Source organism: Agromyces sp. GXQ0307, assembly GCF_044769845.1.
In the GTDB taxonomy this organism is placed as follows: Bacteria; Actinomycetota; Actinomycetes; order Actinomycetales; family Microbacteriaceae; genus Agromyces.
Genome location: NZ_JBIZVY010000004.1, coordinates 474,097 through 500,082 on the forward strand (window position 1 = coordinate 474,097; position 25,986 = coordinate 500,082).

Annotated in this window: 25 protein-coding genes; 21 read left to right on the forward strand and 4 right to left on the reverse strand. The window is 69.0% G+C overall.

What is annotated here, in order from left to right:
• Positions 1–41: 41 nt before the first annotated feature.
• The 8 genes from ACIQH8_RS16690 to ACIQH8_RS16725 all read left to right on the forward strand — a co-directional run bounded on the left by ACIQH8_RS16690 (position 42) and on the right by ACIQH8_RS16725 (position 9,186).
• Positions 42–1,115, forward strand: a complete 1,074-nt coding sequence (locus tag ACIQH8_RS16690; RefSeq protein ID WP_401000701.1) for an ABC transporter permease — start codon at positions 42–44, stop codon at positions 1,113–1,115.
• Between the two features lie 111 nt (positions 1,116–1,226).
• Positions 1,227–2,246 carry a LacI family DNA-binding transcriptional regulator gene (locus tag ACIQH8_RS16695; RefSeq protein ID WP_401000703.1) on the forward strand — a complete coding sequence of 340 codons (1,020 nt, stop codon included), beginning with the start codon at positions 1,227–1,229 and terminating at the stop codon, positions 2,244–2,246.
• Positions 2,239–3,189, forward strand: coding sequence for an aldo/keto reductase (locus ACIQH8_RS16700; protein WP_401000705.1), 951 nt, complete (start codon positions 2,239–2,241; stop codon positions 3,187–3,189). Before ACIQH8_RS16695 ends, ACIQH8_RS16700 begins: the two co-directional genes overlap by 8 nt.
• A gap of 38 nt (positions 3,190–3,227) precedes the next feature.
• A complete protein-coding gene (locus tag ACIQH8_RS16705; protein ID WP_401000707.1) occupies positions 3,228–4,880 on the forward strand; it encodes a GMC family oxidoreductase in 1,653 nt (550 codons plus the stop codon).
• A gap of 41 nt (positions 4,881–4,921) precedes the next feature.
• Positions 4,922–5,635 (forward strand): gluconate 2-dehydrogenase subunit 3 family protein, encoded by a 714-nt coding sequence (locus ACIQH8_RS16710; RefSeq protein WP_401000709.1) that lies wholly within the window; start codon positions 4,922–4,924, stop codon positions 5,633–5,635.
• Between the two features lie 146 nt (positions 5,636–5,781).
• A complete protein-coding gene (locus ACIQH8_RS16715; protein WP_401000711.1) occupies positions 5,782–6,768 on the forward strand; it encodes a LacI family DNA-binding transcriptional regulator in 987 nt (328 codons plus the stop codon).
• 261 nt (positions 6,769–7,029) lie between these two features.
• Positions 7,030–8,121, forward strand: a complete 1,092-nt coding sequence (locus ACIQH8_RS16720) for a nitrilase-related carbon-nitrogen hydrolase (protein WP_401000713.1) — start codon at positions 7,030–7,032, stop codon at positions 8,119–8,121.
• A gap of 39 nt (positions 8,122–8,160) precedes the next feature.
• A complete protein-coding gene (locus ACIQH8_RS16725) occupies positions 8,161–9,186 on the forward strand; it encodes a Gfo/Idh/MocA family protein (RefSeq protein ID WP_401000715.1) in 1,026 nt (341 codons plus the stop codon).
• 308 nt (positions 9,187–9,494) lie between these two features.
• On the opposite strand, the gene ACIQH8_RS16730 is transcribed toward ACIQH8_RS16725, so the two are convergent.
• A complete protein-coding gene (locus ACIQH8_RS16730) occupies positions 9,495–9,665 on the reverse strand; it encodes a hypothetical protein (RefSeq protein ID WP_401000717.1) in 171 nt (56 codons plus the stop codon).
• A gap of 1,109 nt (positions 9,666–10,774) precedes the next feature.
• Here ACIQH8_RS16730 and ACIQH8_RS16735 point away from each other — a divergent pair.
• From ACIQH8_RS16735 to ACIQH8_RS16775, 9 genes are all read left to right on the forward strand, one after another.
• The gene (locus ACIQH8_RS16735) at positions 10,775–11,728 is read left to right on the forward strand and encodes a nucleoside hydrolase (protein WP_401000719.1); all 954 of its coding nucleotides are present in this window, start codon (positions 10,775–10,777) and stop codon (positions 11,726–11,728) included.
• Between the two features lie 32 nt (positions 11,729–11,760).
• A complete protein-coding gene (locus ACIQH8_RS16740; protein WP_401000721.1) occupies positions 11,761–13,095 on the forward strand; it encodes an extracellular solute-binding protein in 1,335 nt (444 codons plus the stop codon).
• A gap of 31 nt (positions 13,096–13,126) precedes the next feature.
• Positions 13,127–14,110, forward strand: coding sequence for a carbohydrate ABC transporter permease (locus ACIQH8_RS16745; protein WP_401000723.1), 984 nt, complete (start codon positions 13,127–13,129; stop codon positions 14,108–14,110).
• Positions 14,110–15,000, forward strand: coding sequence for a carbohydrate ABC transporter permease (locus ACIQH8_RS16750; RefSeq protein ID WP_401000725.1), 891 nt, complete (start codon positions 14,110–14,112; stop codon positions 14,998–15,000). Before ACIQH8_RS16745 ends, ACIQH8_RS16750 begins: the two co-directional genes overlap by 1 nt.
• An 86-nt stretch (positions 15,001–15,086) precedes the next feature.
• On the forward strand, positions 15,087–16,319 hold the full coding sequence (locus ACIQH8_RS16755; protein WP_401000727.1) for a Tm-1-like ATP-binding domain-containing protein: 1,233 nt from the start codon (positions 15,087–15,089) through the stop codon (positions 16,317–16,319).
• Positions 16,316–17,149 (forward strand): phosphoenolpyruvate hydrolase family protein, encoded by an 834-nt coding sequence (locus ACIQH8_RS16760; protein ID WP_401000729.1) that lies wholly within the window; start codon positions 16,316–16,318, stop codon positions 17,147–17,149. The genes ACIQH8_RS16755 and ACIQH8_RS16760 overlap by 4 nt, the downstream gene beginning before the upstream one ends.
• A complete protein-coding gene (locus ACIQH8_RS16765) occupies positions 17,146–18,021 on the forward strand; it encodes a sugar phosphate isomerase/epimerase family protein (protein WP_401000731.1) in 876 nt (291 codons plus the stop codon). Before ACIQH8_RS16760 ends, ACIQH8_RS16765 begins: the two co-directional genes overlap by 4 nt.
• Complete coding sequence (locus ACIQH8_RS16770; RefSeq protein WP_401000733.1) at positions 18,018–19,076, forward strand: Gfo/Idh/MocA family protein; 1,059 nt, start codon at positions 18,018–18,020, stop codon at positions 19,074–19,076. The genes ACIQH8_RS16765 and ACIQH8_RS16770 overlap by 4 nt, the downstream gene beginning before the upstream one ends.
• Entirely contained in the window at positions 19,073–19,450 is a 378-nt protein-coding gene (locus ACIQH8_RS16775) for a cupin domain-containing protein (RefSeq protein WP_401000734.1), read from the forward strand. Before ACIQH8_RS16770 ends, ACIQH8_RS16775 begins: the two co-directional genes overlap by 4 nt.
• 55 nt (positions 19,451–19,505) lie before the next feature.
• On the opposite strand, the gene ACIQH8_RS16780 is transcribed toward ACIQH8_RS16775, so the two are convergent.
• From ACIQH8_RS16780 to ACIQH8_RS16790, 3 genes are all read right to left on the reverse strand, one after another.
• Positions 19,506–20,195 carry a GntR family transcriptional regulator gene (locus ACIQH8_RS16780; RefSeq protein WP_401000735.1) on the reverse strand — a complete coding sequence of 230 codons (690 nt, stop codon included), beginning with the start codon at positions 20,193–20,195 and terminating at the stop codon, positions 19,506–19,508.
• Between the two features lie 5 nt (positions 20,196–20,200).
• Positions 20,201–21,100, reverse strand: coding sequence for a ribokinase (locus ACIQH8_RS16785; RefSeq protein ID WP_401000736.1), 900 nt, complete (start codon positions 21,098–21,100; stop codon positions 20,201–20,203).
• Positions 21,101–21,208: 108 nt separating this feature from the next.
• Positions 21,209–22,138, reverse strand: coding sequence for a LysR family transcriptional regulator (locus tag ACIQH8_RS16790; RefSeq protein ID WP_401000738.1), 930 nt, complete (start codon positions 22,136–22,138; stop codon positions 21,209–21,211).
• A gap of 119 nt (positions 22,139–22,257) precedes the next feature.
• On the opposite strand from ACIQH8_RS16790, the gene ACIQH8_RS16795 reads away from it, so the two are divergent.
• Genes ACIQH8_RS16795 through ACIQH8_RS16810 form a run of 4 tightly spaced genes read left to right on the forward strand, consistent with a single transcriptional unit; the run spans position 22,258 to position 25,802 of the window.
• Positions 22,258–23,532, forward strand: a complete 1,275-nt coding sequence (locus ACIQH8_RS16795; RefSeq protein WP_401000740.1) for a flavin-containing monooxygenase — start codon at positions 22,258–22,260, stop codon at positions 23,530–23,532.
• Complete coding sequence (locus ACIQH8_RS16800) at positions 23,532–23,981, forward strand: RidA family protein (protein ID WP_401000742.1); 450 nt, start codon at positions 23,532–23,534, stop codon at positions 23,979–23,981. Before ACIQH8_RS16795 ends, ACIQH8_RS16800 begins: the two co-directional genes overlap by 1 nt.
• Complete coding sequence (locus ACIQH8_RS16805) at positions 23,978–24,649, forward strand: DUF1028 domain-containing protein (RefSeq protein WP_401000744.1); 672 nt, start codon at positions 23,978–23,980, stop codon at positions 24,647–24,649. The genes ACIQH8_RS16800 and ACIQH8_RS16805 overlap by 4 nt, the downstream gene beginning before the upstream one ends.
• 7 nt (positions 24,650–24,656) lie before the next feature.
• Complete coding sequence (locus tag ACIQH8_RS16810) at positions 24,657–25,802, forward strand: M20 family metallopeptidase (protein WP_401000746.1); 1,146 nt, start codon at positions 24,657–24,659, stop codon at positions 25,800–25,802.
• Positions 25,803–25,986 lie beyond the last annotated feature (184 nt).

Here is a 25,986-nt window from a genome sequence, read left to right on the forward strand (position 1 = left end):
CGCCGACCTAGGCGACCGGGCTTCCACCACAGGAGAACATCATGTCCAACACCATCCTCAAGACCCCGCCCGAGCAGAGCGGCGGCCCGAAGTCGGCGACCGCGAGCTCGACCCGGAGCCGGATCGGCGACGCACTCCGCCGCGCCCTGCCGAAGAGCTACCTCCTCCTGGTGCTCCTCGCGATCATCGTCGTCGGCTACTACGCCTCGGCCGACTTCCTCACCATCCGCAACGCCGAGAACGTCATCGCGGCGGCATCCATCGTCGCCGTGCTCGCTGTCGGCCAGTTCTTCGTCATCCTCACCGGCGGCATCGACCTGTCAGTGGGTTCGATCCTCGCGATGTCGACGGTCATCGTGGCGCTCACCCTGCAATCGGGCATGTCGGCCGGCCTGTCGGTCGCGTTCACGCTCACCGCATGCGCGATCGCCGGGCTCATCAACGGCCTGCTGGTGGTGTGGCTTCGCATCCCGCCCTTCATCGCGACGCTTGCGATGATGAGCGCGGTCAAGGGGTTCAGCTACATCATCCAGTCGACGAGCCTCATCCAGATCCTCGACCAGCAGTTCATCGAGTGGTTCTCGGCGGGCACGGTCCTCGGCGTCCGGAATCCGGTGCTCATCTTCATCGTCGTCGCGCTCATCGCCGCGTTCGTGGCGAAGTTCACGACCTTCGGCCGTTCCCTCTACGCCATCGGCGGCAACCCCGAAGCGGCGCGTCTGTCCGGCCTCCCGGTCGCGCGCAACCTGCTCATCGTCTACACGATGTCCGGGTTCCTCGCCGGGCTCGCCGGCCTCATCGCCGCGGCGCAGCTGCGCCAGGGCAGCTCGCTGATCGGCGTCGGCTACGAGCTCGATGCCATCGCGGCCGTCGTCGTCGGCGGCGCGTCGCTCATGGGCGGCAAGGGCGACCCGCTCAGCGCGGTGGTCGGCGTGTTCGTGCTCGCAACGATCATCAACATCATGAACCTCGTCGGCATCTCGTCCGAGCCCCAGCTCGTGATCAAGGGCGCGGTGATCGTGATCGCCGTCTTCCTCTCCAGCGCCGGCGGCGTGCACCGCATCTCCTCGTTCTTCTCGAGACATTTCGGGCGCCGGAGACCGCGAGCTGCGTAGCTCAGGAAGGTGGCGAAGCCGCCACCGACAGATCCCAGTCCCATCACCACTACCCGCACAGGAGGGAGGTCAGTCGTGCGCCGAGAAGCAGGACCCGGGCGTGGGCCCAGGATGATCGACGTCGCCCGCCTCGCCGGAGTATCGCACCAGACCGTCTCCCGTGTGGTCAACGGCTCAGATAGCGTGAACCCGGAGTTGGCAGATCGCGTCGAGCAGGCGATCCGGCAGTTGCGCTATCGTCGCAACCCGGCCGCGCGGGCGCTGGCGACGAGCCGCAGCATGAGTATCGGCATCGTCGGTTTCGGACTAGCGGAGTACGGCCCATCGGCCGCACTGACGGGCATCGCCGACGAAGGCCGACGGGCTGGATACGCCACGAGCATCGTGAGCATGGTAGAAGCGGATCGGGCGAACATGAGCCGCGCACTCGACCATCTCGTCGGCGAGTCCGTGGATGGAATCATCGTGCTGGCCCCGGTGGAGGGCGCGCTCACCGCGCTCGAGGGCGTCGAGACGGATACTCCCCTCGTGGTGTTCCACCCGGGAGCCGCACCTGCTGTCGATCGGGTCGCGACCGACGAGGTCGCCGGCGCACGCATGGCGACCGCGCACCTCGTCGATACAGGGCATCGGACCGTCCACCACGTGAGCGGGCCGCAAGGCTGGCTGGGCACGAGCGCGCGGATCGCGGGCTGGACCGGCGAGCTCTCCGAGCGCGGGCTCGTCGCGCCTCCACCGCTCGTGGGGGACTGGACAACGGAGTCAGGTTACGTGGCGGGGCGAGCACTCGCTGCCGACCCTCGCGTCACGGCGGTCTTCGCCGCGAACGACCAGATGGCCCTCGGGGTCATGAAGGCGCTCGCCGACGAGGGCGTACGGGTGCCCGGGGAGGTTTCCGTCGTGGGCTTCGACGGCGTTCCCGAGTCCGCCTACTACCGACCTGGCCTCACGACCATCGGATTCGACTTCGCTGAGGTCGGACGGCGGGCGGTCGACCAGCTGCTCCTCCGAATGACAGGGCAGGAGCCCGGTCCCGTTCCACCTGTCGAGCCGACCTTCCTCCTCCGCGAAAGCGCTCGCGCTGACTTGCAGCCACGACCAGAACACAGAAAGCAGGAACCCCATGTCTGATCGCCCATTCGGCCGCACCGGCCTGACCGTCTCCGGCGTCTGCGTCGGCACGAGTGCCCTCGGCAGCTTCCCGGCCCAGTATGGCTACGAGGTGGACGAAGACACCGCAGTCGCCACGATCCGACAGGTCTTCGACAGTCCGTTCACCTTCATCGACACGTCGAACGAGTACGGCGGCGGGGCGAGCGAGGAGCGCATCGGCCGCGCGATCGCCGAGCGCGGAGGCATCCCCGACGGGTACGTCGTGGCCACGAAGGTCGACCCGCTTCCGGGGTCGACCGACTTCTCGGGCGACCGCGTCCGCCGCTCGGTCGAGGAGAGCTTGGAACGGCTCGGTCTCGACCGACTCCAGCTCGTTTACCTGCACGACCCGGAGAAGATCTCTTTCGAGGAGGGCACCGCTCCCGGTGGTCCGCTCGAGGCGCTGATCGAGCTGCGCGACCAAGGGGTCATCGAACACCTCGGCGTGGCAGGCGGTCCGATCGACCTCGAGCTGCAGTACCTCGCCACGGACGCGTTCGACGCGGTCATCAGCCACAACCGGTACACCCTCGTCGAACAGACGGCCGAGCCGCTCATCGAGGATGCCGCGCGTCGCGGTGTCGCGTTCGTGAACGCGGCTCCCTTCGGCGGGGGCATGCTCGTCAAGGGCCCGCGCGCCGTGCCCCGGTACTGCTATGCGCCGGTGGCGCAGGCGACCATCGACCGGGTCCTCAAGATGGAGGCGCTGTGCGAGCGCCATGGCGTGCCGCTGGCGGCCGCAGCCCTGCAGTTCTCGGTCCGTGACCAGCGCATCGCATCGACGATCGTCGGGATGTCGCAGCCGAGCCGAATCGAGGAGACCATCGCGCTCCTCGCACACGACATCCCGGATGAGCTTTGGGCCGAGCTGCTGCCGCTGGCGCAGGTCGGACGCGACGGCATCGAGGCCTCGGCCGCGTGAGCGCGAGACCGGGCCTCGAGAAGATGAAAGGAACTCCCATGAACCGGAAGAAGCAGCCAGAGCCCGTCGACGTCGTGATCGTCGGTGCCGGAGCCGGCGGCGCAACGGCCGCGAAGGTCCTCTCAGAGGCGGGCCTTCGGGTCGTCGGCCTGGAACGCGGCCCGTGGCTCAAGCCCGAACACGCGTCCGGCGACGAGTTGAAGTTCCTGAACCGGAATTTCATCTGGCAGGACCCGAAGCTGAAGCCGCGCACCTACCGGCCGAACGATCAGGAGGAGGCGGTCGTCACGAACTTCTCGGCGACGCCGCAGGTCGTCGGCGGAGGCACGACCCACTGGGGTGGCATGGTGCCGCGCATGGCCGAGAGCGACTTCAAGCTCCGCTCGCTGCACGGTGACGTGCCGGGCGCCAGCCTGGTCGACTGGCCGATCACCTACGACGAGCTCGAGCCGTACTACACGCGGGTCGAATGGGAGTTCGGTACGTCCGGCCTCGCCGGCGCCAACAAGTGGGAGGCGTGGCGAAGCCGGGGGTACCCGACCAAGCCGTCGCCGCTCAGCCAGATCGGCCGGACGTTCTCGACCGCGATGGCGAAGCTGGGGCACAGCACGTTCCCCATGCCCCAGGGGATGGTGACCGAGCCGTATCGTGGCCGGCAGCCCTTCAGCGAGAACGGATTCTGGCAGCAGTATCCCGACCCCGGCACGGGCAAGTCGTCCACGCTGATCAGCTTCATCCCGGATGCGGTCGCGACCGGCCGCTACGACCTGCGCCCCGAGTCGTACGTCAGCGAGATCCTCGTGGGCAACGACGGCCGGGCCACCGGCGTTCGCTATCAGGACGAGGACGGCGACGAGTTCGTCCAGCATGCGAAGGCCGTGATCGTCTGCGGCGGCGGCATCGAGACTCCGCGGCTGCTGCTCATGTCGAAGTCGGCGCTCTTCCCCGACGGGTTGGGCAACGGCAACGGCATGGTGGGCAAGAACGCGACGTTCCACCAGTACTCGTTCTCGGTGGGCCTGTTCGACCGAGAGGTGACCGACCCGCTCTACGGCTGGGCCGGCCACTACATGAGCCTGTGCTCGTTCGACTTCTACGAGACCGACGAGAGTCGCGGCCACATCCTCGGCTCGCTGATCTTCCCTTCGATGATCGGGCACCCGGTGAACTGGAGCTTCCCCGGACGGCCGACGTGGGGCCAGGCATCGAAGGACGCGGACCGGGAGTTCTTCAACCACAGCATGAAGATCGGGATGCTTCTCCATGACATGCCCGTGGAGAACAACCGGGTCGACCTCGACCCGAACGTCAAGGACGCGTGGGGACTTCCGGTCGCCCGGATCACGCACACGCCGCACTCCAACGACTTCGCGCACGAGCGCTGGCAGGTCGCGAAGAACGGCGAGATCCTCGAGGCTGCGGGGGCACGGAAGGTGATCCCCGTGAACATGGAGAGGATCACCGGCAACACCTCCCACGAGCTCGGCACCGCACGGATGGGCGACGACCCCGCGACATCCGTCGTCGATCGCTGGTGCCGGTCGCATGAGGTTCCGAACCTCTACGTCTTCGACGCGAGTTTCTTCCCCACGGCGACGGGTATCAATCCGGCGCTCACGATCATGGCCAACGCCTGGCGCTGCTCCGACCGGATCCTCCACGTCGACCGCCACGGCTGGACCGAGGACTGATCGCGGCCGAAGCCGCTGGACGACACGAAAGGACAGAATCCATGGGACAAGCGGAATGGGTCACCGTGCCCGTATCGACGCGCGACGTCGAGGGGCCGACCTTCTTCTCTCAGCACGAGTGGGACACGATCGAGGCTGCGACGGCGCGGATCATCCCCACCGACCACCACCCGGGCGCCCGCGAGGCGAAGGTGGTGCGCTTCATCGACCGGATGCTCGCCGGCACGCTGTTCATCTTCCCCGCCGCCGATGGGGTGGGTTTCCTCAGGATGGAAGGCCGCGAGGCCGAGGTGTGGCAGGAGCGCATCGAGCAGCGCCGGCAGTTCTACCGCGAGGGCATCAAGGAAATGGACCGGCTCGCTCAGGAGTTCGGGGGCGGCACGTTCCTCGAGCTCGGCGAGGCTGACCAGGACGCGGTGCTCGAGAAGCTGTCGGGCGCCGCAAAGCCGGGCGGATTCACGCTCGACGACGAGGGTGGTGGCCTCGGCGGCGCGCCCGCGGGGAACCAGCCGGTGAACGAGGACTTCCTCGAGTTCTTCCCGCTGCTCGTCCTCAACACCCGGCAGGGCTTCTACGGCGACCCCGTCTACGGCGGCAACGAGAATCGGATCGGGTGGGGGGTCATCGGCTTCGACGGCCCGCCCTCCCTCGCATCGACCATGGACGGCAGCTACACGACGCGCAAGTACATGGTCGAGGGGGCGGAGTGGCCGTACGACCGGCATCCCGAGGTCCTGCGCTATCGGCGGCCCTGATCGAGACGGGGAATGCCGGCCCGCTGCTCCCGGTTCGGGTGCAGCGGGCCGGGCATAATGATGGGATGCCGTCGACACCTGCCGCTCCGGAGCCCAGGGGGAACGGCCGGGGAGAGCGGCTCGCGTCGAGGTCCAAGGGCCCTCGCATGGTGGATGTGGCCCGGCTCGCCGGCGTCTCGCAGCAGACCGTCTCGCGCGTCGTGCGGGGGGCCACCAACGTGGCACCGGACATCCGTGAGCGCGTCGAACTCGCGATCACGCAGCTTCGGTACCGGCGGAACCCCGCCGCAGCGGCGCTCGCGAGCAATCGGACGATGACCATTGGCGTGGTGAGTTTCGAGCTCTCGGTGCTCGGTCCGTCCGTCGCGCTCTACGGCATCTCCGAAGAGGCCCGTCAGCACGGATACTCCACGCGCCTCGTGACGATCGATTCGCTCGACCGGGCCGCGATCCGCGCCGCGTTCGACTCGGTCGGGTCGGACGCGGTGGACGGCGTGATCGTGCTCGCACCGCTCCACGAGGCGATCGCCGTGCTCGAAGCCCTCGACATCGACGTGCCGGTGGTGACCTTCCAGCAGGGAACACCGCCGAGCTCGACGAGCGTTTCGATCGATGAGGTGCGTGGCGCACGGGTGGCCGTCCGCCACCTGCTCGACCTGGGCCATGAGACGGTCTGGCATGTACAGGGCCCCGAGGGATGGATGGCGACGACTGCGCGCCGGCGCGGCTGGGCTGAAGAGCTCGCGGCGGCAGGGCGGGTGGGCCCGCCACCGCTCGAGACAGCCGACTGGTCGGCGGCGGAGGGGTACCGGGTCGGCCGCGAGCTCGCGCGCACGCCCGGAGTGACGGCGGTGTTCGCCGCGAATGACCCCTTCGCGCTGGGCGTCATCAAGGCGCTCGATGAGGCCGGGCTCGAGGTGCCCGGCGATGTCAGTGTGGTCGGCTTCGACGACGTCAAGGAGTCGCCGTACTATCGGCCGGCTCTCACCACCGTGACGCTCGACTTCGAGGCGATCGGACATGTGGCCGTCACCAGGATCCTCGAGATGATCCGCGGAGAGTCGCACGGGGACATCCCCTACATCCAGCCCGAATTCGTGCTCCGCGACACCACTGCGGCTCCCGCGCACTGAATCGGACCAGCACGGCAGGACGCGCATCGCGTCCAGCCTCGGCGAGCCCGATGCGTGGACATTTGGTAGTGCGCTCTCTCAGTGCGTTGACCATGAATGCGCGCAACAAAAAGACGGTTGATCAGGGTATTTCTAGAAACTGCTTGCTTGTTTTCGCATCATGTGCCTATGCTGAGTTAGCGCTAACTCAGCGTCCGGATGGCAGAGACGCCAGTTTCCGCAGCCGCATCTGCTCACCGAAGAGAAGAAATGAGAACAGCAATGATCGACCCCTTCGTCGTCGTGGCCGTTTCGCCGCGAACCATCAACGTGAAGAACCCCGGCGATGGCGTGGCGAACGTCAAGCGCATCAACGAGTTCATCGACACCGCCGTGATGGTCGGCCGGTGGGAGGGCTCTCCGGTCAAGCTCGTCGTCCTCCCCGAGATGGCGATCCAGGGCATGATCGCGAACACGCCCGGCAACCGCGAACGTGAGGCGCACTTCGCCGTCACGATCCCCGGCCCCGAGACCGACGAGCTCGCGAAGAAGGCGATCGAGCTCGACACCTACATTGCGGCCGAGCTGTACATGGTCAAGGACGACGACTTCCCGGACCGCCACTTCAACGTGGCCTTCATCATCGACCCCAAGGGCGAGATCGTCTACAAGCGGTACAAGGCGACGTCCGACGCCTACGAGGGCGGCATGCTCGGGAACATGAACCCGCACGACGTGTGGGACGAGTTCATCGAGAAGAAGGCCAACGGCAACGTCATGGACGCGATCTTCCCGGTCGCGAAGACGGAGATCGGCAACATCGGCATCGCGATCTGCCACGAGGGTGTGTACCCCGAAATCGCCCGCGGTCTCGCGATGAACGGCGCCGAGATCATCATCCGCCCGACGCTCATCGAGCCGGCCGTGCAGAACGGCATGTGGGAGCTGCAGAACCGCGCCCACGCCATGTTCAACTCGGCCTATGTCGTGGCGCCGAACCTCGGCCCCGAGGTCCGTGAAGACGGCAGCATGCAGGACCTCTTCGGCGGCCAGTCGATGATCGTCGGCCCGCGCGGCCAGATCCTCACGCAGCAGCGCGGCTGGACGTCCGGCGACTCGTTCGTCTGCACGACGATCGACATCGAGGCCCTGCGTCGTGCGCGTGTGGCCAACGGTCTGTACAACCAGTTCAAGGACCTGCGCACCGAGCAGTACCGCGCGATCTACGACGAGCCGATCTATCCCAAGAACCAGTACCTCGACGCTCCTCCGGCTGAGGGCTGGCTGGCGCGGGAGGACGCGACGCGGGCGGCGAACATCCGAAAGCTCATCGAGCGGGGTGTGCTCACCGCGCCCTCCGGCTACAAGGGCTGATCGCGCGCTCGGACCGAGCGGCCGGGAACCGTCCCACGGGTGGGGCCCGGCCGCTCGTCCGATCCGCGGTGGACGCACACAGGGAAGGGGATGCCGATGCCTCGAAAGGTCGCGGTACTCGGAATGGGCCGCTGGGGACGCACGTGGTGTCGCGTCCTCGATGGCGAATCCGACGTCGACGTCGTCACGGTCGCGGTCCGGCCGGGCGGGACGACGGTCGACCTGCCGGATGTGCACGTCGTCGACGACCTCGGTTCGGCTCTCGATGTCGACGGACTCGACGCGGCGATCGTGACCTTGCCGGTCGGGCTGCATCTCGACGCGATCCGGGCAGCCGTGAGCCGCGGCGTCGCCGTGCTGTGCGAGAAGCCCGCAGTGGCGACCCGGTCCGAGCTGTCCGAACTCGAGCAGCTGGCCGGCGATGGCGCGGTGGTGCGCATCAACCAGAACTACCGACTCCGACCCTGGGCCGAGTCGGTGCGCGCCCACCTGCCGAGCATCGGCCGACTTCGCCGAATCGAGGTCGCCTTCGCGCAACCCGAGTTCCCCGATGGAGGCCGGGACCGACTGGCCCATCCGCTTCTCGCCGACATGGCGATCCACCACGTCGACCTGCTGCGCCACCTCACCGGCCAGGAAGCCACCGTGCTCCGGGCGTCCGCAATGCGCCGGCCGGACACGTCCTATGCCGGCGTAACGGATCTCGAAGCCGAGCTGTCGCTCGAGGGGGGTGCCGAGGTTACGTACGACGGGACCTGGGCGGCACGCGAAACGACCACACCATGGGATGGCGACTGGGTATTCGTCGGCGACCGCGGCACCCTGACAGTGCGCGACCTCGCGGTAGACGTTGACACCGGCGACGGCCCGCGCCGCGTGGCGACGACCCACCCGCCCGTCGCGGACGAGGACCTCGCGCTCGCGTGGCGCGACTTCGTACGCGCGATGGACGGTGACCAGGCCACCGGGGTGACGCCTGCCGACAACAGCCGTAGCCTCGCCCTGGTCTTCGACCTCGCGGAAGCCGCCGGTGTGCCCGACCCGTCCGCCGTTCTCGATTCGTAGCGCTGTTGGTCGGGCCGACCGGGTCGCAGGCGAACTCGCGGCTGGAGTCTCGTCCGCGGGCTCCCCTGAACCATCCGGATGCGGCCACGGGGTGGAGCCGTGGTCGCACCCGGGTGCCTCGATTTGGCAGAAGTATGCGTCCGCGAGTCTTGGCCCCGTGGAGTGCCGAACCGGCAGAATCCGCGGCTCGCCAGGTCACGCTGAGATGCGGGCGGTGGCCTCACCGGAGGTTGTCCTGCAGAGCTGACCGGATCCGCGCGGCGATGTGCAGATCAGCCGGGAGTTCGGGTCGGCGAGGTCCCGGCCGCTCACCTCGCGGATGCGGCCGAGAGGTACCGCAGCGCACTCCGGTGGATGATCAGCGCGTCCGCCGTGTGATCGTAGTTGCCGCGTGAGTCGAGACAATCGCCGAGCGTGCAGACAACCTCGGAGCGGTGATCCTCGTGGTGCTCGACGAGCGCGCCGAGCCACTCGTCCATGAAACGTTCGAGTTCGACCCCGTCGCCCGAAGTGTCGAGGATGCGAAGCAGGCCGCGGCCAGCGAGCCGGGGAACGGGCCGTCGCAACGCTCCGTACTCACCGTTGGCCGTGGCCGCCGCGGTCCGAGGGCCGGCTCAGAACACTTGGGTGCCCGGCGGCAGGGGTCATCGCGGTTCCGCTTACGAAAGCAAGTTGAATCATTTTCCGTGAGTTAACCGTGACGCGACGAAAACAAATCGAATTCATGAACGTCGATACTTCGTCGAAAACATGGCCTGATCAGGGAAAATTCGCGAAGAGCCGATGACGGGAATCGAACCCGCGCTGTCTGCTTGGGAAGCAGAAGTTCCTAAGTGCCGGTTCACGGTGGCTCACTCGGGTTCACGAGCCGCGAGATCACGCGGAATGTGAAACGTAGTGGGTTCTGGTGAACTCGGCAAAACCGTGAGCTAATCGTGAGCAGCGCGGTCGCCCCGGCCCGTCCGGCGGAGCCTGGCGAGCAACGATTCGACAGCGGCGGCGTGCGTCCGCGCCAGTCGAGCCGGATCCGGCTCAAACTGAAAGAGCGAACCCGACACTCACCTCACCGGTGAACCCCGTAGGCGCCTGTCAGGTATAGCTCCCCACGGATGCGCACGTGCCACGAGATCGGCGAGTTGGCGACGGGTGGCGGAGTACGCGTTCGTGAGCACGCCCGGGTGTCCGGCGTTATGCGTGAAAGTCCGATCAGTCCGAATACGACCGCGTCTCCCCGTCCAGCGGAGTGAAATCTGGGCCAAGGAGGTGCTCCACTGCCTACGCGATGTCGGTGATGTTGGGCGGATCGAACCGACCCCGCGTCGCCGATCCTAGAAGACCGCGGTGGCCGTGACGTTTCGCTGCGAGGCCGGCCGATCGCGGGTCTCTAGAGGGAAAGTCGACGCAGGACGGGAAGTGTGACATCGGCGTTGCGCACCGGTCGGCAACGGGTCGCTGCATCAGTTCTCTTGATGCGCTAGGCCCAATCCTTCTATTGGCGGAACATGAACCGGCGCGCTTACGGTAGCGGCATCGGTTCGAGAGGACCGCTCAGGAACTCGAAGAACCACTCCGGAACCCGAGGAAATCGATGGTGATGATGAACCGGCAGATCGTGCTCGATGTCGACACCGGCAATGACGACGCAGTCGCCATCGCCATGGCAGCAGGTCGCTCGGGGCTGGACGTGCTCGCGTGCACGACCGTGCGCGGGAACCTCCCCCTGGAGGAGACCACCGACAACACGCTGCGGATGCTGGGTGCCATCGGCAGGCCGGACATCCCCGTGTACGCGGGACTCGGTCGCCCCTTCGCGCCTCGCCCGTACCCGTTCGCGCCGGGGCGCTCCGCCGGGCTCATGCACGAGTCCGTCCTGCCGCTGCCCCCGAGCACCCGCACCGCGGAGTCCACCTCGGCGATCGACTGGCTCATCGCCACGCTGCGCGCGACCACGCAGCCCATCACGATCGTCGCGCTGGCGCCGCTGACCAACATCGCGGCCGCCGCGACCGCCGCGCCGGAGATCGTCGACGCGATCGACGAGATCGTGATCATGGGCGGCGGCCATGAGTTCGGCAACCGCACCCCCGCGGCGGAGTTCAACATCTACGCAGACCCGATCGCCGCCGACGTGGTCTTCCAGGCGGGGTTCCAGCGGGTCACCGTGATGCCGCTGGATGCCACGCACGACGTCGTCACGGACCGGGCGATGATCGAGCAGATCCGCGCGCTCGGCACGGACGGCGCCGCCGCCGTCGCCGCGGTGCTCGACTTCTACATCGCCGGGCACGACGCATCGCACCCGATGGACTCGCCGGCATCGGCCCCGGTCCATGACGCGCTCTGCGTGTCGTACCTGATGGACCCGGAGGTCGTCGACCTCCGTCACGTCGCCGTCAGCGTCGACACCACGGGCTTCCAGAACTTCGGCCGCACCACGGTCGATGTCAACCACCGCGGCAACGCGGCACCGAATGTGTGGTGGGGATTCTCAGCCGATCAGGCGCGATTCGACCGCACCGTGCTCGAGTCCCTCCGAGCATGAGCACCTTCCCCTGCAGTGAAAGGAACGATCACATGAACTCACCTCGCAACCGGTGGCGGAGGTCTGCCATCGTCGGCATCCCGCTCGTCGCCGCGCTCGCACTCAGCGGCTGCGCGGCCGGCGGCGGCGCCGACCCCGACACCGTCACCGACGAATGCCCCGACGGCGTCATCACGCTGAACGGCATCTCCTCGTCCGCCGGCTACCCGTCCGACTCGCAGGTCGCGGAGTTCCAGGAGACCCACTCCTGCGTCAACGTCGAGATCCAGCGGGTGCCGTTCGACCAGCTGGCCGAGACGATCTCGGTGCAGGCGTCGGGCAGCGCCCCGCTCGACCTCATCGGCTACGACGGCCCGTGGACGAAGAACCTCGCATCGCAGGGCGTGCTGCTCCCCCTCGACGACTACGTGTCCGAGGAGTGGCTGGACGACGTGCTCGAGTCGACGCTGACCGAGCACAGCTGGGAGGGCGCGCTCTACTCGACCGGCATCCAGACCAGCGCGATGATGATGTACTACAACAAGACGATGACCGATGCCGCCGGCATCGAGGTCCCGCAGACCCTCGAGGACGGCTGGACCTGGCCGGAGGCGTACGAGGCGTTCCAGACCTGCCAGCAGGGTCCGGCGTCGTCGCCGACGGTCTGGGGTCTGGCCGGCACGCGCTACGGCACCGGCGCCATCAACACCGCGCTCCCGATCCTGCGCAGTGCCGGGGACCCGGACGCCAAGGAGGGCTCGGAGGCGTACAACACCTACTACGCCATCTCCGAGGACGGCACGACCGCCGACGGCTACCTCAACACGCCGAGCGCGATCGAGGCGGCGACCTTCTACCAGAAGATGTTCAACGGCGACACGGCCGTGAGCCCGCAGACCCCGATCCCGGACTCGTTCCTCAACCAGACGGCGTGCTTCGACATCGACATCCCGTACCTCGCGAACGACCTGAACGAGGCGAACGTCGACTTCGAGTGGGGCGTCACCACGGTCCCGTACTTCACGACCCCGACCGTCCACACCGGCTCGATCACGATCGGCGTGGCGTCCAAGAGCAAGCACGCCGACGCGGCTGCGGAGTTCGTGGTCGCGATCAGCGAGCACGACGCGCTCATGCGCTACGCGGAGGAGACGAACATCGTCCCCGTCCTGAACTCGGTCATCGACGAGATGCCCGCCATGCACGAGTTCCCGCTGGCGGTCGCGGTCGAGCAGCTGCGCGAATGGGGCGTGCCCCGTCCGCAGACCACCGGGTTCTTCGCGTACGACCAGTACGTGACGGACGCGCTCGCCGACATCGCGTACGGCGCTGACCCCGAGGACCGGCTGAACCAGGCGGTCGACCAGCTCGCGGATCACCTGAAGTAACGATCCACGGAAAGACACACGAGGTAGGCACATGATGACGGTCACGAACACGCTGACCGATCGCGCCTCGGACGGGGCGGGCGCAGGACTCCCTGCGCCCGCCCGCATCCGGGCAGGTCAGGCGCAGCGGGCACCCAGGCGGAAGCGGGGACGGCACGAGATCCGGACGGCCGCGATCTTCCTGGCGCCGTTCATGCTGCTGATCCTCCTGTTCCAGTACGTCCCGCTCGCGGTGATGGCGCGGGACAGCCTGTACGAGTTCACGCTCTACAACCCGGACATGGCGGGGTTCGTCGGCGGGGAGAACTTCGTCAGGGCCTTCACGAACCCGACGACGCTGCAGTCGATGCTCGTCACGCTCGTCTTCATGGCCGGCTTCCTGGTGTTCACGGTCCCGCTCGGCTTCCTGCTGGCGGTCTACCTGAACGCGAAGCTCCCGGCCCGCGGACTGATCCGCACCATGGTGTTCCTGCCCGTCGTCACCTCGGCGGTCGTGGTGGCGACCATGTGGGGCTTCATCCTGAACCAGAGCGGCCTGCTCAACTCGGCGCTCGCATCGGCCGGGCTCGGTCCGGTCAACTTCCTGACCAACACCTCGCTCGCACTGCCGTCGATCATCCTGCTGTCGGTCTGGCAGCAGGTCGGTCTCGCGGCGGTGATCTTCCTCGGCGGGCTGCAGGCGATCCCCGAGGAGATCAAGGAGGCGGCGAGCGTCGACGGGGCGGGCCCGTTCCGCCGGCTGATCTCGATCACCATCCCGCTCGTGTCGCGGACGACCGTGCTGGTCGTCGTGGTGATGACGGTCTTCTCGATCCAGGCCTTCGCGCCGGCCTACGTCATCACGTCGGGCGGACCCGAGGGCTCGACGAACCTGTTCGTCTTCGACATCTACCGGACCGCGTTCTTCCTGCAGCAGCCCGGATTCGCGTCCGCGCTGTCGGTGATCCTGCTGCTGTTCGCACTGCTGATCAGCTGGATCGAGATGCGACTCCTCCGAACCACCTGGAGCTACTGATGACCGCCACCGAAGCACTCATCCAGCACGGGACCGACGAGCGCGAGCGCACCGGCGGCACCTGGGTCGCCCGGATCTTCGGGCTGCTCATGCTCGTCGTCATCGCGATCGTGTTCCTCCTCCCGTTCATGTGGATCATCTCCTCGGGATTCAAGGACGCCGAGGACATCTTCGCCGGCCTGATCCCGTTCAGCTGGGAGGCGTTCTTCCCGCTGAACCCCACGCTGTCGAACTTCGAGCAGCTCTTCGTCGAGAAGGGCGTCGGGCAGAGCCTGCTGAACTCCTTCATCGTCGCCTCGATCGAGGTCGCCGGGGCGCTGGTCGTCTGCTCGCTCGCCGCCTACGCGCTGACCCGCATGCAGTGGAAGGGGCGCGGTGCGGTCTTCGCGATCATCCTCGCGACGTTCATGCTGCCGGTCGAGGCCATGTTCGTCCCCCTCTACCGCGTCGTCTCCGGCATCGGGCTCGGCGACACTCTGTGGGGCGTCGCACTGCCCGGGGTCGCGAGCGTGTTCGGGCTGTTCCTGCTCAAGCAGGCGTTCGAGGACATCCCGCGAGAGCTCGACGAGGCGGCCCGCCTGGACGGTGCCGGCCACTTCCGGATCTTCTTCTCGGTGATCCTGCCGAACGTGAAGACCGCCCTCGCCACCCTCATCCTGATCAAGTTCCTGTTCTCGTGGAACGCGTTCCTGTGGCCGCTGGTGGCGATCCAGAGCCCCGAGAACAAGCTCATCCAGGTCGCGGTCGCCCACGAGGTGTCCCCGAACGAGCTGCCCAACTGGGGTCTGACCTTCGCCGGCGCGACGGTCGCGGTGGTCCCGGTACTGATCCTGTTCCTGTTCCTGCAGCGCTACTTCGTGAAGGGTCTCGCCACGACCGGCATGAAGTGACCCCGCGCCGATGCGGCGCCCTCCCTCATGAGGGCGCCGCATCCCTTCCCTCACTCTGGTATACAACGAACAATCTAGGAGTCGACATGCCGACCGTCGCCCTGCTGGGCACCCTCGACACGAAGGCGGACGAGTACGCGTTCGTCGCCGAAGCGCTCGCCGAGCTCGAGGTCACCCCGTACCTGATCGACGTCGGCGTCCGCGGCTCGAGCCCGACCGTCGCCGCGGTCTCGAACGGGGCCGTCGCCGGCGCGATCGGGATGACCATCGAGGACGTCCGCGCCGAACCCGATCGGGGCACGGCGATCTCCCGGATGGCGCAGGGCGCCACGGCCGTCGTCACCCGACTCGTCGAAGCCGGTGAGATCGACGGCATCCTCGCCCTCGGCGGAACCGGCGGCACCACGCTCGCCTCGCAGGTCATGCGCGCGCTCCCGGTCGGCTTCCCGAAGCTGATCGTCTCGACCGTCGCCTCGGGAGACACCCGCCAGTACGTCGGCTCGACAGACATCACGATGATGTACTCGATCGTCGACATCGCCGGGATCAACGCGATCTCCGCGCGCATCCTGACCAACGCCGCCGGCGCCATCGCCGGCATGGCCCACGCCACCGTCCCGGCGATCCGGACCAGGCCGGTGATCGCGGCAACGATGTTCGGGCTCACCACGCCCGCGGTCACCGCCGCCCGCCAAGTCCTGGAGGAGCACGGATACGAGGTGCTCGTGTTCCACGCCACGGGCGCGGGCGGCGACTCGATGGAGGCGATCATCGACGCCGGCCTCACGGTGGGCGTGCTCGACATCACCACGACCGAGCTCGCCGACGAGCTGGTCGGCGGGGTCTTCGCCGCGGGCCCGAGGCGCCTGACCGCGCCGGCCCGGGCGGGGGTGCCGCACCTCGTGAGCGCCGGGGCGCTCGACATGGTCAACTTCGGGGCGCCGGACACCGTTCCCGAGGAGTACCGGACCCGGACGCTGTACCACCACAACGACTCGGTGACCCTCATGCGCACCTCGCCCGAGGAGTCGACGGAGATCGCGCGACGGATGGCGGCTCGCCTGAACGCACGGGAGGACCGGTCGACCACTATGGTGTTCCTCCCCGAGGCCGGATTCTCCGGCATCGACGTCGAGAGCGGCCCGTTCTTCGACCCGGTGGCCGACCGGGCCTTCATCGACACGCTCGTCGACGAGCTGCACGACGACATCGCCGTCGTCCGCCGGGACGTGCCCGTCAACGACGAGGACTTCGCCCGCGCGATGGCGAACGCCCTCCACGAAGCCATCGCATCCCAGGAGAAAGGCGGTACCCGGTGAACCGGGAGACAGCGCTCGAGCGCATCCGAGGACAGGTCGAATCAGGGCGGGCCGTGATCGGCGCCGGGGCGGGGACGGGACTCTCCGCCAAGTGCGCCGAAGCGGGCGGCGCCGACCTCATCATCATCTACAACTCCGGTCGCTTCCGGATGGCGGGGCGCGGATCCCTGGCGGGCCTGCTGCCGTTCGGCGACGCCAACGCGATCGTCGTCGACATGGCGGCCGAGGTGCTCACGATCGTCGAGGACACGCCCGTCCTCGCCGGCGTCTGCGCCACGGACCCGTTCCGCTCGATGCCGCGATTCATCGCCGAGCTGAAGGAGCTCGGGTTCACCGGCATCCAGAACTTCCCCACCGTCGGCCTGTACGACGGCGTGTTCCGGCAGAACATCGAGGAGACCGGGATGGGCTACTCGCTCGAGGTCGATGCCGTGCGCGAGGCCCGTCGGCAGGACCTGCTCACGTCGCCGTACGTGTTCGACGAGGAGCAGGCGCAGGCCATGACCGACGCCGGCGCCGACATCATCGTCGTGCACGTCGGCCTCACCACCAACGGGTCGATCGGCGCCCGGACCGCGATCACCCTGGAGGAATCGGTGGGCCGGGTGCAGTCGATCCGGGATGCCGCGGCCGGCGTCCGCGACGACGTCATCGTGCTGTGCCACGGCGGCCCGATCGCCGAACGGGCGGATGCCGAGTTCGTGCTGCAGCGCACCCGCGGCGTCGACGGCTTCTTCGGCGCGTCGAGCATGGAGCGGCTCCCGACGGAGCAGGCGATCACCGAGCAGCTGCGCAGCTTCAAGCAGCTGAAGGTCGGGAGCGGGGCATGACCGACGTGGACTTCACGATGCTCAACTCGATGGCGGACGCCGACTTCGACGCCGCGCTGGAACGTCACCGCGAGTGGGGGATCCGCTGGGTCGACCTGCGCGACCAGATCTACGGCAAGCGGATCGCGGACCTGACGATCGAGGAGGCGATCCGGGCGCGCGCCGCCATCGACGAGGCCGGCCTCGAGGTCGTGTGCCTCTCGACGGGGGTGTTCTTCGAGGACGTCGCGAACGGGGAGGAGGCCTTCCGCCGGGACCACCTCGGTCGGCTCGACCACCTGCTCGAGATCTCAGCGGTGCTGCGCCCCCGGTTCTTCCGCCTCATCGCCGCGCAGCTGCCCGAGCGCGAGCAGGGACGGAGCGCCGTCGCGATCCTGAAGGAGCGGTATCCGTGGGTCGTCGAGGTCTACCGGGAGGCGATCGACCGGGTCGCGGCCTCCGGGGCGACGCCGACGATCGAGAACGAGGCCTTCAGCTGCTTCCTCTCGGAGACCCGCGACTTCGTCGACTTCTTCGCCTGGCTGGACCGCCCGTCGGTCACGCTCACGTGGGACGTCAACAACCAGTGGGCGACGGGCGTGTTCCCGACGATCGACGACTACGAGGCGCTCCGACCGCTGATCAGCTACTACCACCTGAAGGGCGGGCAGACCAACGGGGGCTCCGACGCGCTCGCGTGGAACAGCGCGCTGGAGGACTCGGACTTCGCCGTCGAGGAGATCACGCGTCGCGTGATCGACGACGGCGTGTCCCCGGTCATCTGCCTGAACCCGTCGCAGCACGGTCGCCCCAAGCCCGGCTACGACTACGCCGATCTCGCGCTGCGCGACCTCCGCTACCTGCAGTCCACCTTCTCGAGGAGCATCCGATGACGTACCAGCGGGATTTCGACCGGCGCGTGCGCCTGGGCGTCGTGGGCGTCGGCTCCCACTCCTACCGCAACCTCCTGCCGACCCTGACCTACCTTCCGGCGGACCTCGTCGCGATCGCCGACCTCGACCGCGAGCTCGGCGACGCGACCGCGCGGCAGTACGGGCTCCAGCGTTCGTACCGCAGCGCCGCCGAGATGTACGCCGCCGAGGAGCTCGACGCGGTGCTGCTGTGCGTGTCGCCGCAGCTGCATCCGCAACTGGCGCGCGAGGCGTTCGCCGCGGGGCTGCACGTCTGGCTCGAGAAGCCGGTCGGCACGAGCGTCGCCGACGTCGACTCGATGATCGCCGCGCAGGGCGACCGGATCGCGGTCGTCGGCTACAAGAAGGTGTTCATGCCCGCCGCGACGAAGGCGCGCGAGCTGCTCGCGCTGGACGAGTTCGGTCCGCTGCACACGATGTCGGGGATCTACCCGATGAACATCCCGCGCGGCGACGACGAGTCCATCGCCCGTGGCGGGAAGAACCGCTGGCTGATCGACGGATGCCACCCGACCGCGCTCCTCCTCTCGCTCGCGGGTCCGGCAGCCCAGGTCGCCGTGCACCGCGCCGACGACGACTCGGGCGTGCTCGTCATCCGCCACGAGAGCGGCACGGTGACCTCGCTGCACCTCGCGGACAGCGCTCCGGCGTTCCAGCCCGTCGAGCGCTACTTCATGGTCGGGCAGGGCAGGAGCGTGGAGATCCGCAACTCCCGCTCGATCACGTACCAGCGCGGCATCCCGTTCTCGTACGCCACCGGGACGACGTTCGCTCCCGAGGGCCTGGACTCGGGCGGCATCACCTGGGAGGCCCAGGACGGCATGAACACGCTCGAGAACAAGGCCGTGTTCACACAGGGCATGTACGGCGAGCTGAAGTACTTCCTCGACTGCGTGCTCGCCGGCCGGCCGGCCGAGGTGAGCGGACTGGCGTTCGCCCGTCAGGTCATGCAGGTATTCGAGGCCGCCGTGCGTTCCGACGGCGACCTGGTCGACATCACGAAGGAGAAGGAATGACCGAGAACACACGACCCCGCACGCTCCGCACCGCGGCGCAGCACGTCATCGAGCCCCAGCCCTGGGGCCGGCTGGAGTGGTATGTCTCCGGTGCGATCGGGAACTCGGAGACGATGACCACCGGCAAGTGCGTGCTCGATCCCGGGCAGGCGAACGGCCGGCACTGGCATCCGGACTGCGACGAGATCCTCATGGTGCTCACGGGCAGCATAGTGCACACCTGGAACGACGAGGAGTTCCCGATGGAGGCCGGCGACGTCATCTCCATCCCGCGCGGCGTGATCCACAACGCCCGCAACGTCGGCGACACGCAGGCCGAACTGGCCATCGCGTTCTCGAGCGCGCACCGCACGGCCGAGGGCGCCGAGTCCTGATCGCACGACGCGCCGAGTCCTGATCGCACGACTGGCGGTGGGTGCGAGCCCACCGTCAGTCGCGCGCGATAAGGCGGCGCACCGCGACATCCTGCACGGCGCCGATGTGCCGTGCCATCGCCGCCCTGGCTGCGGCCGGGTCGCGCCGGCGGATCGCGTCGAGGACCTCGCGACGGTCGCCGATCGTCTCGGCGGCCACCGTGGCCTCGAGGTTCGCGATCCGCCGCACGAGCTGGATCCGCAGCGCGAGCCGATCGAGCTCCTCCACGAGGAGGTCGTTGCCCGACAGCTCGGCGACGAGTGCGTGGAACTCGCGGTCCGCACGTTCGAACGCGGTCAGGTCGACGCGCTCGAAGGCGTCGGTCCCGCGTTCGATGATCGCCTCGAGCCGATCGCAGTCGGCCGGCTCGGCGGACCCGGCGGCCGTGTACGCGGCGAGTCCCTCGAGCGCCGTGCGCACCTCGTACAGCTCGGTGACCTGCTTCGGCGTGAACGATCGCAGGAAGGTCCCCCGGTACACCCGGTGCTCGGCGACGCCGAGGGCGACGAGATGGCCGATGGCGTCGCGCAGCGGCGTCCGGCTGACGCCGATCCGGTCGGACAGCGTGCGTTCGTCCAGGCGTGAGCCCATCTCGATCTCTCCGGAGGAGATGAGTTCGCGCAGCCGATCGAAGGCGACCTCGTTGACGGTGCGCGGGGATGAGCTCCAGGCACCGTCGGTCGCGTCGCGTCTTGCTGGTCGCACGGGGGCTATCGCCTCCCGGCCGTGATGGCCCGGATCTCCGCCAGCGAGGGCATCGCGTCGACCGCGCCGCTCCTCGTGACGGTGATCGCGGCGGCGGCCGTCGCCGTCGACAGCGCGTCGAGGAGCTCGACGCCGTCGGCGAGCGCGGCGACGAGCACGCCCACGAACGTGTCGCCCGCGGCGGTCGTGTCGACCGGCGTCACCGGTCGCGCCGGCACGTGTCCGGTGATCCGGCCCTGTTGCGCGACGATCGCGCCCCTGGCGCCGAGGGTGACGATCACGGTCCCCGCAGTCCGGCTGAGTGCGATCGCCGCCGATTCGGCGTCGTCCGTTCCGGCGAGCTCCTTCGCCTCGCCCTCGTTGGGGACGAGGATGTCGGCGAGCTCGACGAGCGAGGCGGCGTGCCCGTCGACGGGTGCCGGCGTGAGCACGGTGGCCACGCCGTTCGCCCGGGCGAAGCCCATCGCCTCCCGCAGCAGCGCGGACGGCCGCTCCAGCTGGACCACGAGGTAGGCGGAGCCCGCGATCGACGCCCGGTCGACGTCGCTCAACTCGTTCGCGGCGTTCGCGCCGGGGACGACGACGATGCTGTTCTCCCCGTCGTCGGTGACCGCGATGTGCGCGGTCCCGGTCGCGGTCGAACGGCGCGTCACCCCGCCCGTGTCGATGCCCTCGGCAGCCATGCGGCGCACCAGCTCGGCGCCGAAGTCGTCGTCGCCGACGGCCGCGAGCATGCGGACGCGCCCGCCTGCGCGGGCGGCGGCCGCGGCCTGGTTCAGCCCCTTGCCGCCCGGCCCCATCGCGAAGTGCGTCCCGGACACCGTCTCGCCAGGCTCGGGCCTCCGGGCGAGCGTCACCACGAGGTCCATGTTGGCGCTGCCGAGGACGGCGATCTGCGAGGTCATGCGAGGGTCCCTTCGGGTAGGGCTCCATTGTGCCGGGATCGGTGGGAGGGGAGGGTCTCGATGCGCGATGGCGCGCATCGCCGAAGCGGATGCCTCCGGGCCGGCGCCTCAGCCGTCCGTCGCCGTGGCACCGAACAGCTCGCGTGCGAGCGTCGCGAACACCCGCGTCCTGGTGGTCGGTCGCACGTTCGACACCCGGACGAACGACACGTCGAGCGCGGGTGCGGGTGGGGCGATGGCGATCGAGCGCAGCTCGCCGCCGTCGTAGGTGCGCGGCGACATCGGGACGTTGTTGAGGATCGAGAACCCGTGGCCCCGGGCCACGAGCGATCGCACGGTCTCGTAGCTGCGCGAGCTGTAGCGGATGCGAGGGTCGATTCCGGCTTCGCGGAGCATGCCGAGGAAGTACTCGCGCGAATGCGGGATGTCGAGCAGGACGAAGTCGTGGTCGGCGAGCTCGGTGAGCTTCAGGCGCTTGCGGCGCGCGAGCGGGTGGTGGGCGGGCAGGATCACGTGCGGCGCCGCGGTGTACAGGTGGTCGAACGTGAGGTCGTGCAACTCGCCGAAGTCGTACGCGATCGCCCCCTCGACGGCACCGGTCATGAGCAGTTCGACCGTGCCGTCGAGATCGGCCTCGATCACGTCGATGCTGAGCGCGGGATGCTGCTCCTGGACGTGCGAGATCAGCTTCGGCAGGACGAACGGGGCCAGGGTCACGAAGCAGGCGATCCGGAGCGTGCCGCGGAGGTCGTAGTGGCGACCGCGCACCGTGTCGGTCATCTCGTCGACCTGGGCGAGGAGCGCGCGCGAGTCGCGCAGCAGCTGCTCCCCGGCATCCGTCAGGGCGAGTCCCTTGCTGCGCTGGCGGATGAACAGCTGCACGCCCAGCGATCGTTCGAGCTGGCCGATGGCGGTCGAGACGGCGGACTGCGCGACGTGGAGGTCGATCGAGGCCTCGGTCATCGAGTGCTTCGAGGCCGCGGCGACGAAGTACTGCAGCTGGACCAGTGTCATGTCGGGGCGGTTGAACCGTGCCATCCCGCCATTTTATCAATTCTCTAGATGCACTACAGCGAAACTCAACGGTTTACGGATGTGCCTGCCGTTCATAGCCTGACTCCTGTCGGCGTCGTCATCGCCGCACGGGAGGTATGGGAATGTCGAGCCAGGAGATCGAGGTCGTCGTCGTCGGCGGCGGCCAGGCCGGATTGGCGATGAGCGGACACCTGAGCGCTCAGGGCGTGTCGCACGTCGTGATCGAGCGGGATCGCATCGCCGAACGCTGGCGTTCGGCGCGGTGGGACTCGCTCGTGGCCAACGGGCCCGCGTGGCACGACCGCTTCCCCGAGCTCGAGTTCGACCTCGACCCGGACTCGTTCGCACCGAAGGAGCAGGTCGCCGACTACTTCGTGCGCTACGCCGCGCACATCGGCGCCCCGGTGCGGACCGGCGTCGAGGTGACCTCGGTGCGTCGCCACGACGGTCGCCCCGGCTTCCTCGTCGAGACCACGGATGGGACGTGGGACGCGCGATTCGTCGTCGCGGCCACCGGCCCGTTCCAGCGCCCGGTGATCCCCGCCGTCGTGCCGGAGGACGCCGGCATCCACCAGCTCCACTCGATGTCGTACCGCAATCCCGGGCAGCTCCCCGACGGGGCGGTGCTCGTCGTCGGCGCCGGCTCGTCCGGTGTTCAGATCGCCGATGAGCTCCGTCGTTCGGGGCGCGAGGTCGTGCTCGCCGTGGGGCCGCACGATCGACCCCCGCGCAGCTACCGCCAGCGCGACTTCTGCTGGTGGCTGGGCGTCCTCGGCAAGTGGGAGATCACGACGCCGCGGGCCGGCGCCGAGCACGTCACGATCGCCGTCAGCGGGGCCGACGGCGGCCGGACCGTCGACTTCCGCGAGCTCGCCGCCTCCGGCATCACGTTGGTCGGGCGCGCCGGCGCCTTCGCAGGCGGTGCGATGCGCTTCGAGCCGGGGCTCGCCGAGAGCATCGCCCACGGCGACGCGAACTACCTCGCGATGCTGAACGAGGCCGACGAGTACGTCGCCAGGAACGGACTCGACCTGCCGGAGGAGCCCGAGGCGCACGTGTTCGGCCCCGACCCCGACTGCGTCACCGACCCGATCCTCGAGATCGACTTCGCCGAGGCGGGCATCACGTCGATCGTCTGGGCGACCGGCTACGCCGCCGACTACGGCTGGCTGCAGGTCGACGCGTTCGACGAGGACGGCCGCCCCGACCACCGTCGCGGCATCTCGTCCGAGCCCGGCGTCTACTTCCTCGGGCTGCCGTGGCTGTCGCGCCGCGGTTCCAGCTTCATCTGGGGCGTCTGGCACGACGCGAAGTTCATCGCCGACCAGATCGGCATCCAGCGCGACTACCTCGCGCACGACGCCGCACGCGAGATCCTCGCGACGAAGGTCGCCTGATGCCCACGCACACCCGGATCCGCCCGTTCAACACGCGTGAGACCTACCCGGAGCAGAACCTCGACAACGACCTCTGCCAGGCCGTCGTCGCCGGCGGCGTCGTCTACCTGCGCGGCCAGATCGGCCAGGACCTCGACACGCGCGAGTCCGTCGGCATCGGCGACGTCGAGGCCCAGGCGGAGCAGGCGATGGCGAACATCGCGATGCTGCTCGAGGAGGCGGGCTCGTCGCTCGACGACATCGTGAAGGTCGTCGTCTACATCATCGACCCGCGCTACCGCGAGACCGTGTACCGCGTCATGGGCCGCTGGCTCACCGGCGTGTTCCCGGTCTCGACCGGCCTCGTGGTCAGCGCACTGGCACGACCGGAATGGCTGGTCGAAATCGACGCGACCGCGGTGATCAGCGACCGGAGCGGTCGCGACTCCGCACCGGAGCGGGGCCGATGACGTTCTCGATCGTGGCCCGCGACGACACCGGTGCCTTCGGCTCGGCGGTGTGCTCGTCCTCGCCCGCCGTTGCCGCCCGCTGCTCCCACCTGCTCGACGGCGCCGGCGCGGTGAACTCGCAGAACGTCACCGACCCGCGCCTCGGCACCGCGGTGCTGGAGCGGCTCCGGCAGGGGGGATCCGCTGCCGACGCGCTCGGCGCCGTCGTCGACCGCGCTGAGGATGTCGAGTACCGCCAGCTGCTGGTCGTCGGCCGGGTCGGCGACGGCGTCGTCTTCTCCGGGGCGCGCGCGCTCGGCGTGTTCGCCGACGCGACCGGCCCGGGGGTCGCCGCAGGCGGGAACCTGCTCGCCTCGGCCGACATCCCGCGGATCATGGTCGACCGCTTCCTCGCGACCGAGGGCGACCTCGAGGAGCGGCTGCTCGCCGCCATGACCGCGGCGATGGATGCCGGCGGCGAGGCCGGCGACGTGCACTCCGCCGGGCTGTCCGTCGTGCGCGACGCCGGCTGGCGGGTCACCGACCTGCGCGTGGACTGGACCGATGCGGACCCGATCGGCGAACTGGCCGACCTGCTCGGCCTGTGGATGCCGCAGCGCGACGACTACGTCTCCCGCGGGCTCAGCCCCGCGGCCGCGCCGTCGTACGGCGTGCCCGGCGATGAGTGAGCGCACGATGAAGTCCGCAGCGGAGGAGGTCGTCGATGCAGCCGCCGCGCGCCTCATCGCGCTCTCCGAGGTGCTGCACGCCAACCCCGAGACGGCGTGGGAGGAGCACCGCGCGGCGGCCTGGGTGGGCGAGGCGCTGTCGGTCGGGGGCTTCCGCGTCACCCCCGGTTACCTCGGATTCGATACCGCGCTGCTGGCCGAGGCCGGAAGCGGGCCGACGGTCATCGGCATCATGGCCGAGTACGACGCCCTGCCAGGGCTCGGCCACGCCTGCGGGCACAACCTCATCGCCGCGAGCGCCGTCGGCGCGGGCCTCGCCCTCGCCCGCGTCGCCGACGAGCTCGGGATCACGGTCCGCGTCTACGGCACCCCGGCGGAGGAGGGGGGCGGCGGCAAGATCGAGCTGATCGAGGCGGGGGCCTTCCACGACCTGGACCTCGCCATGATGGTGCACCCCGCGCCGGTCGACGTCGCCGAGGCCCGACCGTTCGCCGTCACGCACAGCCACATCGCCTACGACGGCGTCTCGGCGCACGCCGCGGCCTATCCCGACCAGGGCGTGAACGCCAACGACGCGTTCGTGGTCGCGCAGGTGGCGCTCGGCCTGCTCCGACAGCAGCTGCCGGAGGACACCCGGGTGCACGGCATCCAGACGCTCGGCGGCTTCGCGCCCAACGCGATCCCCGAACGCACCGAGGGGCGCTGGTACGTGCGCGCCGGAACCCTGGCCGAGCTCGAGGCGCTCGAGAACCGCGTGCGCCGGTGCTTCGAGGCCGGAGCGCTCGCGTCGGGCGCGACGCTCACGATCACCCCCGAGAGCAAGCCGTACGCCGAGTTCCGCACGGACGAACGCGCGCTCGCCGCATACCGCGCCAGCGCGATCGCCCGCGGTCGCGCGTTCGCGGACCCGCGGACCGCCGGCCGCATGAACCGAGCTTCGACCGACATGGGGAACGTGTCGCAACTGGTGCCGGCGATCCATCCGTACATCGGCCTGGACTCGCTGCCCTACGGCAACCATCAGAAGGAGTTCGCGGCCGCCTGCATCGGGCCCACGGCCGAGCGGGCCCTGCTCGACGCCGCGACGCTCATGGCCTGGACCGCGATCGACGTGTTCCGCGCTGGCGCTGCCGCGGGACCGGACCTCAGCTGACCAGCTGGCCACCGTCCACCGGCACGATCGCGCCGGCGCTTTACCCCTTCGGCTTCGGGCTCGGCTACGCCGACTGACGAGTGTTCGGCCATCCTGAGGCTGCGGGTGCCCTGGCGGGGCGCCCGCCGTCTCGTATCCGGGAAGCGGCGCAGGTCTTTGCAGGCGCCAGGAGATGCGCAGGCGG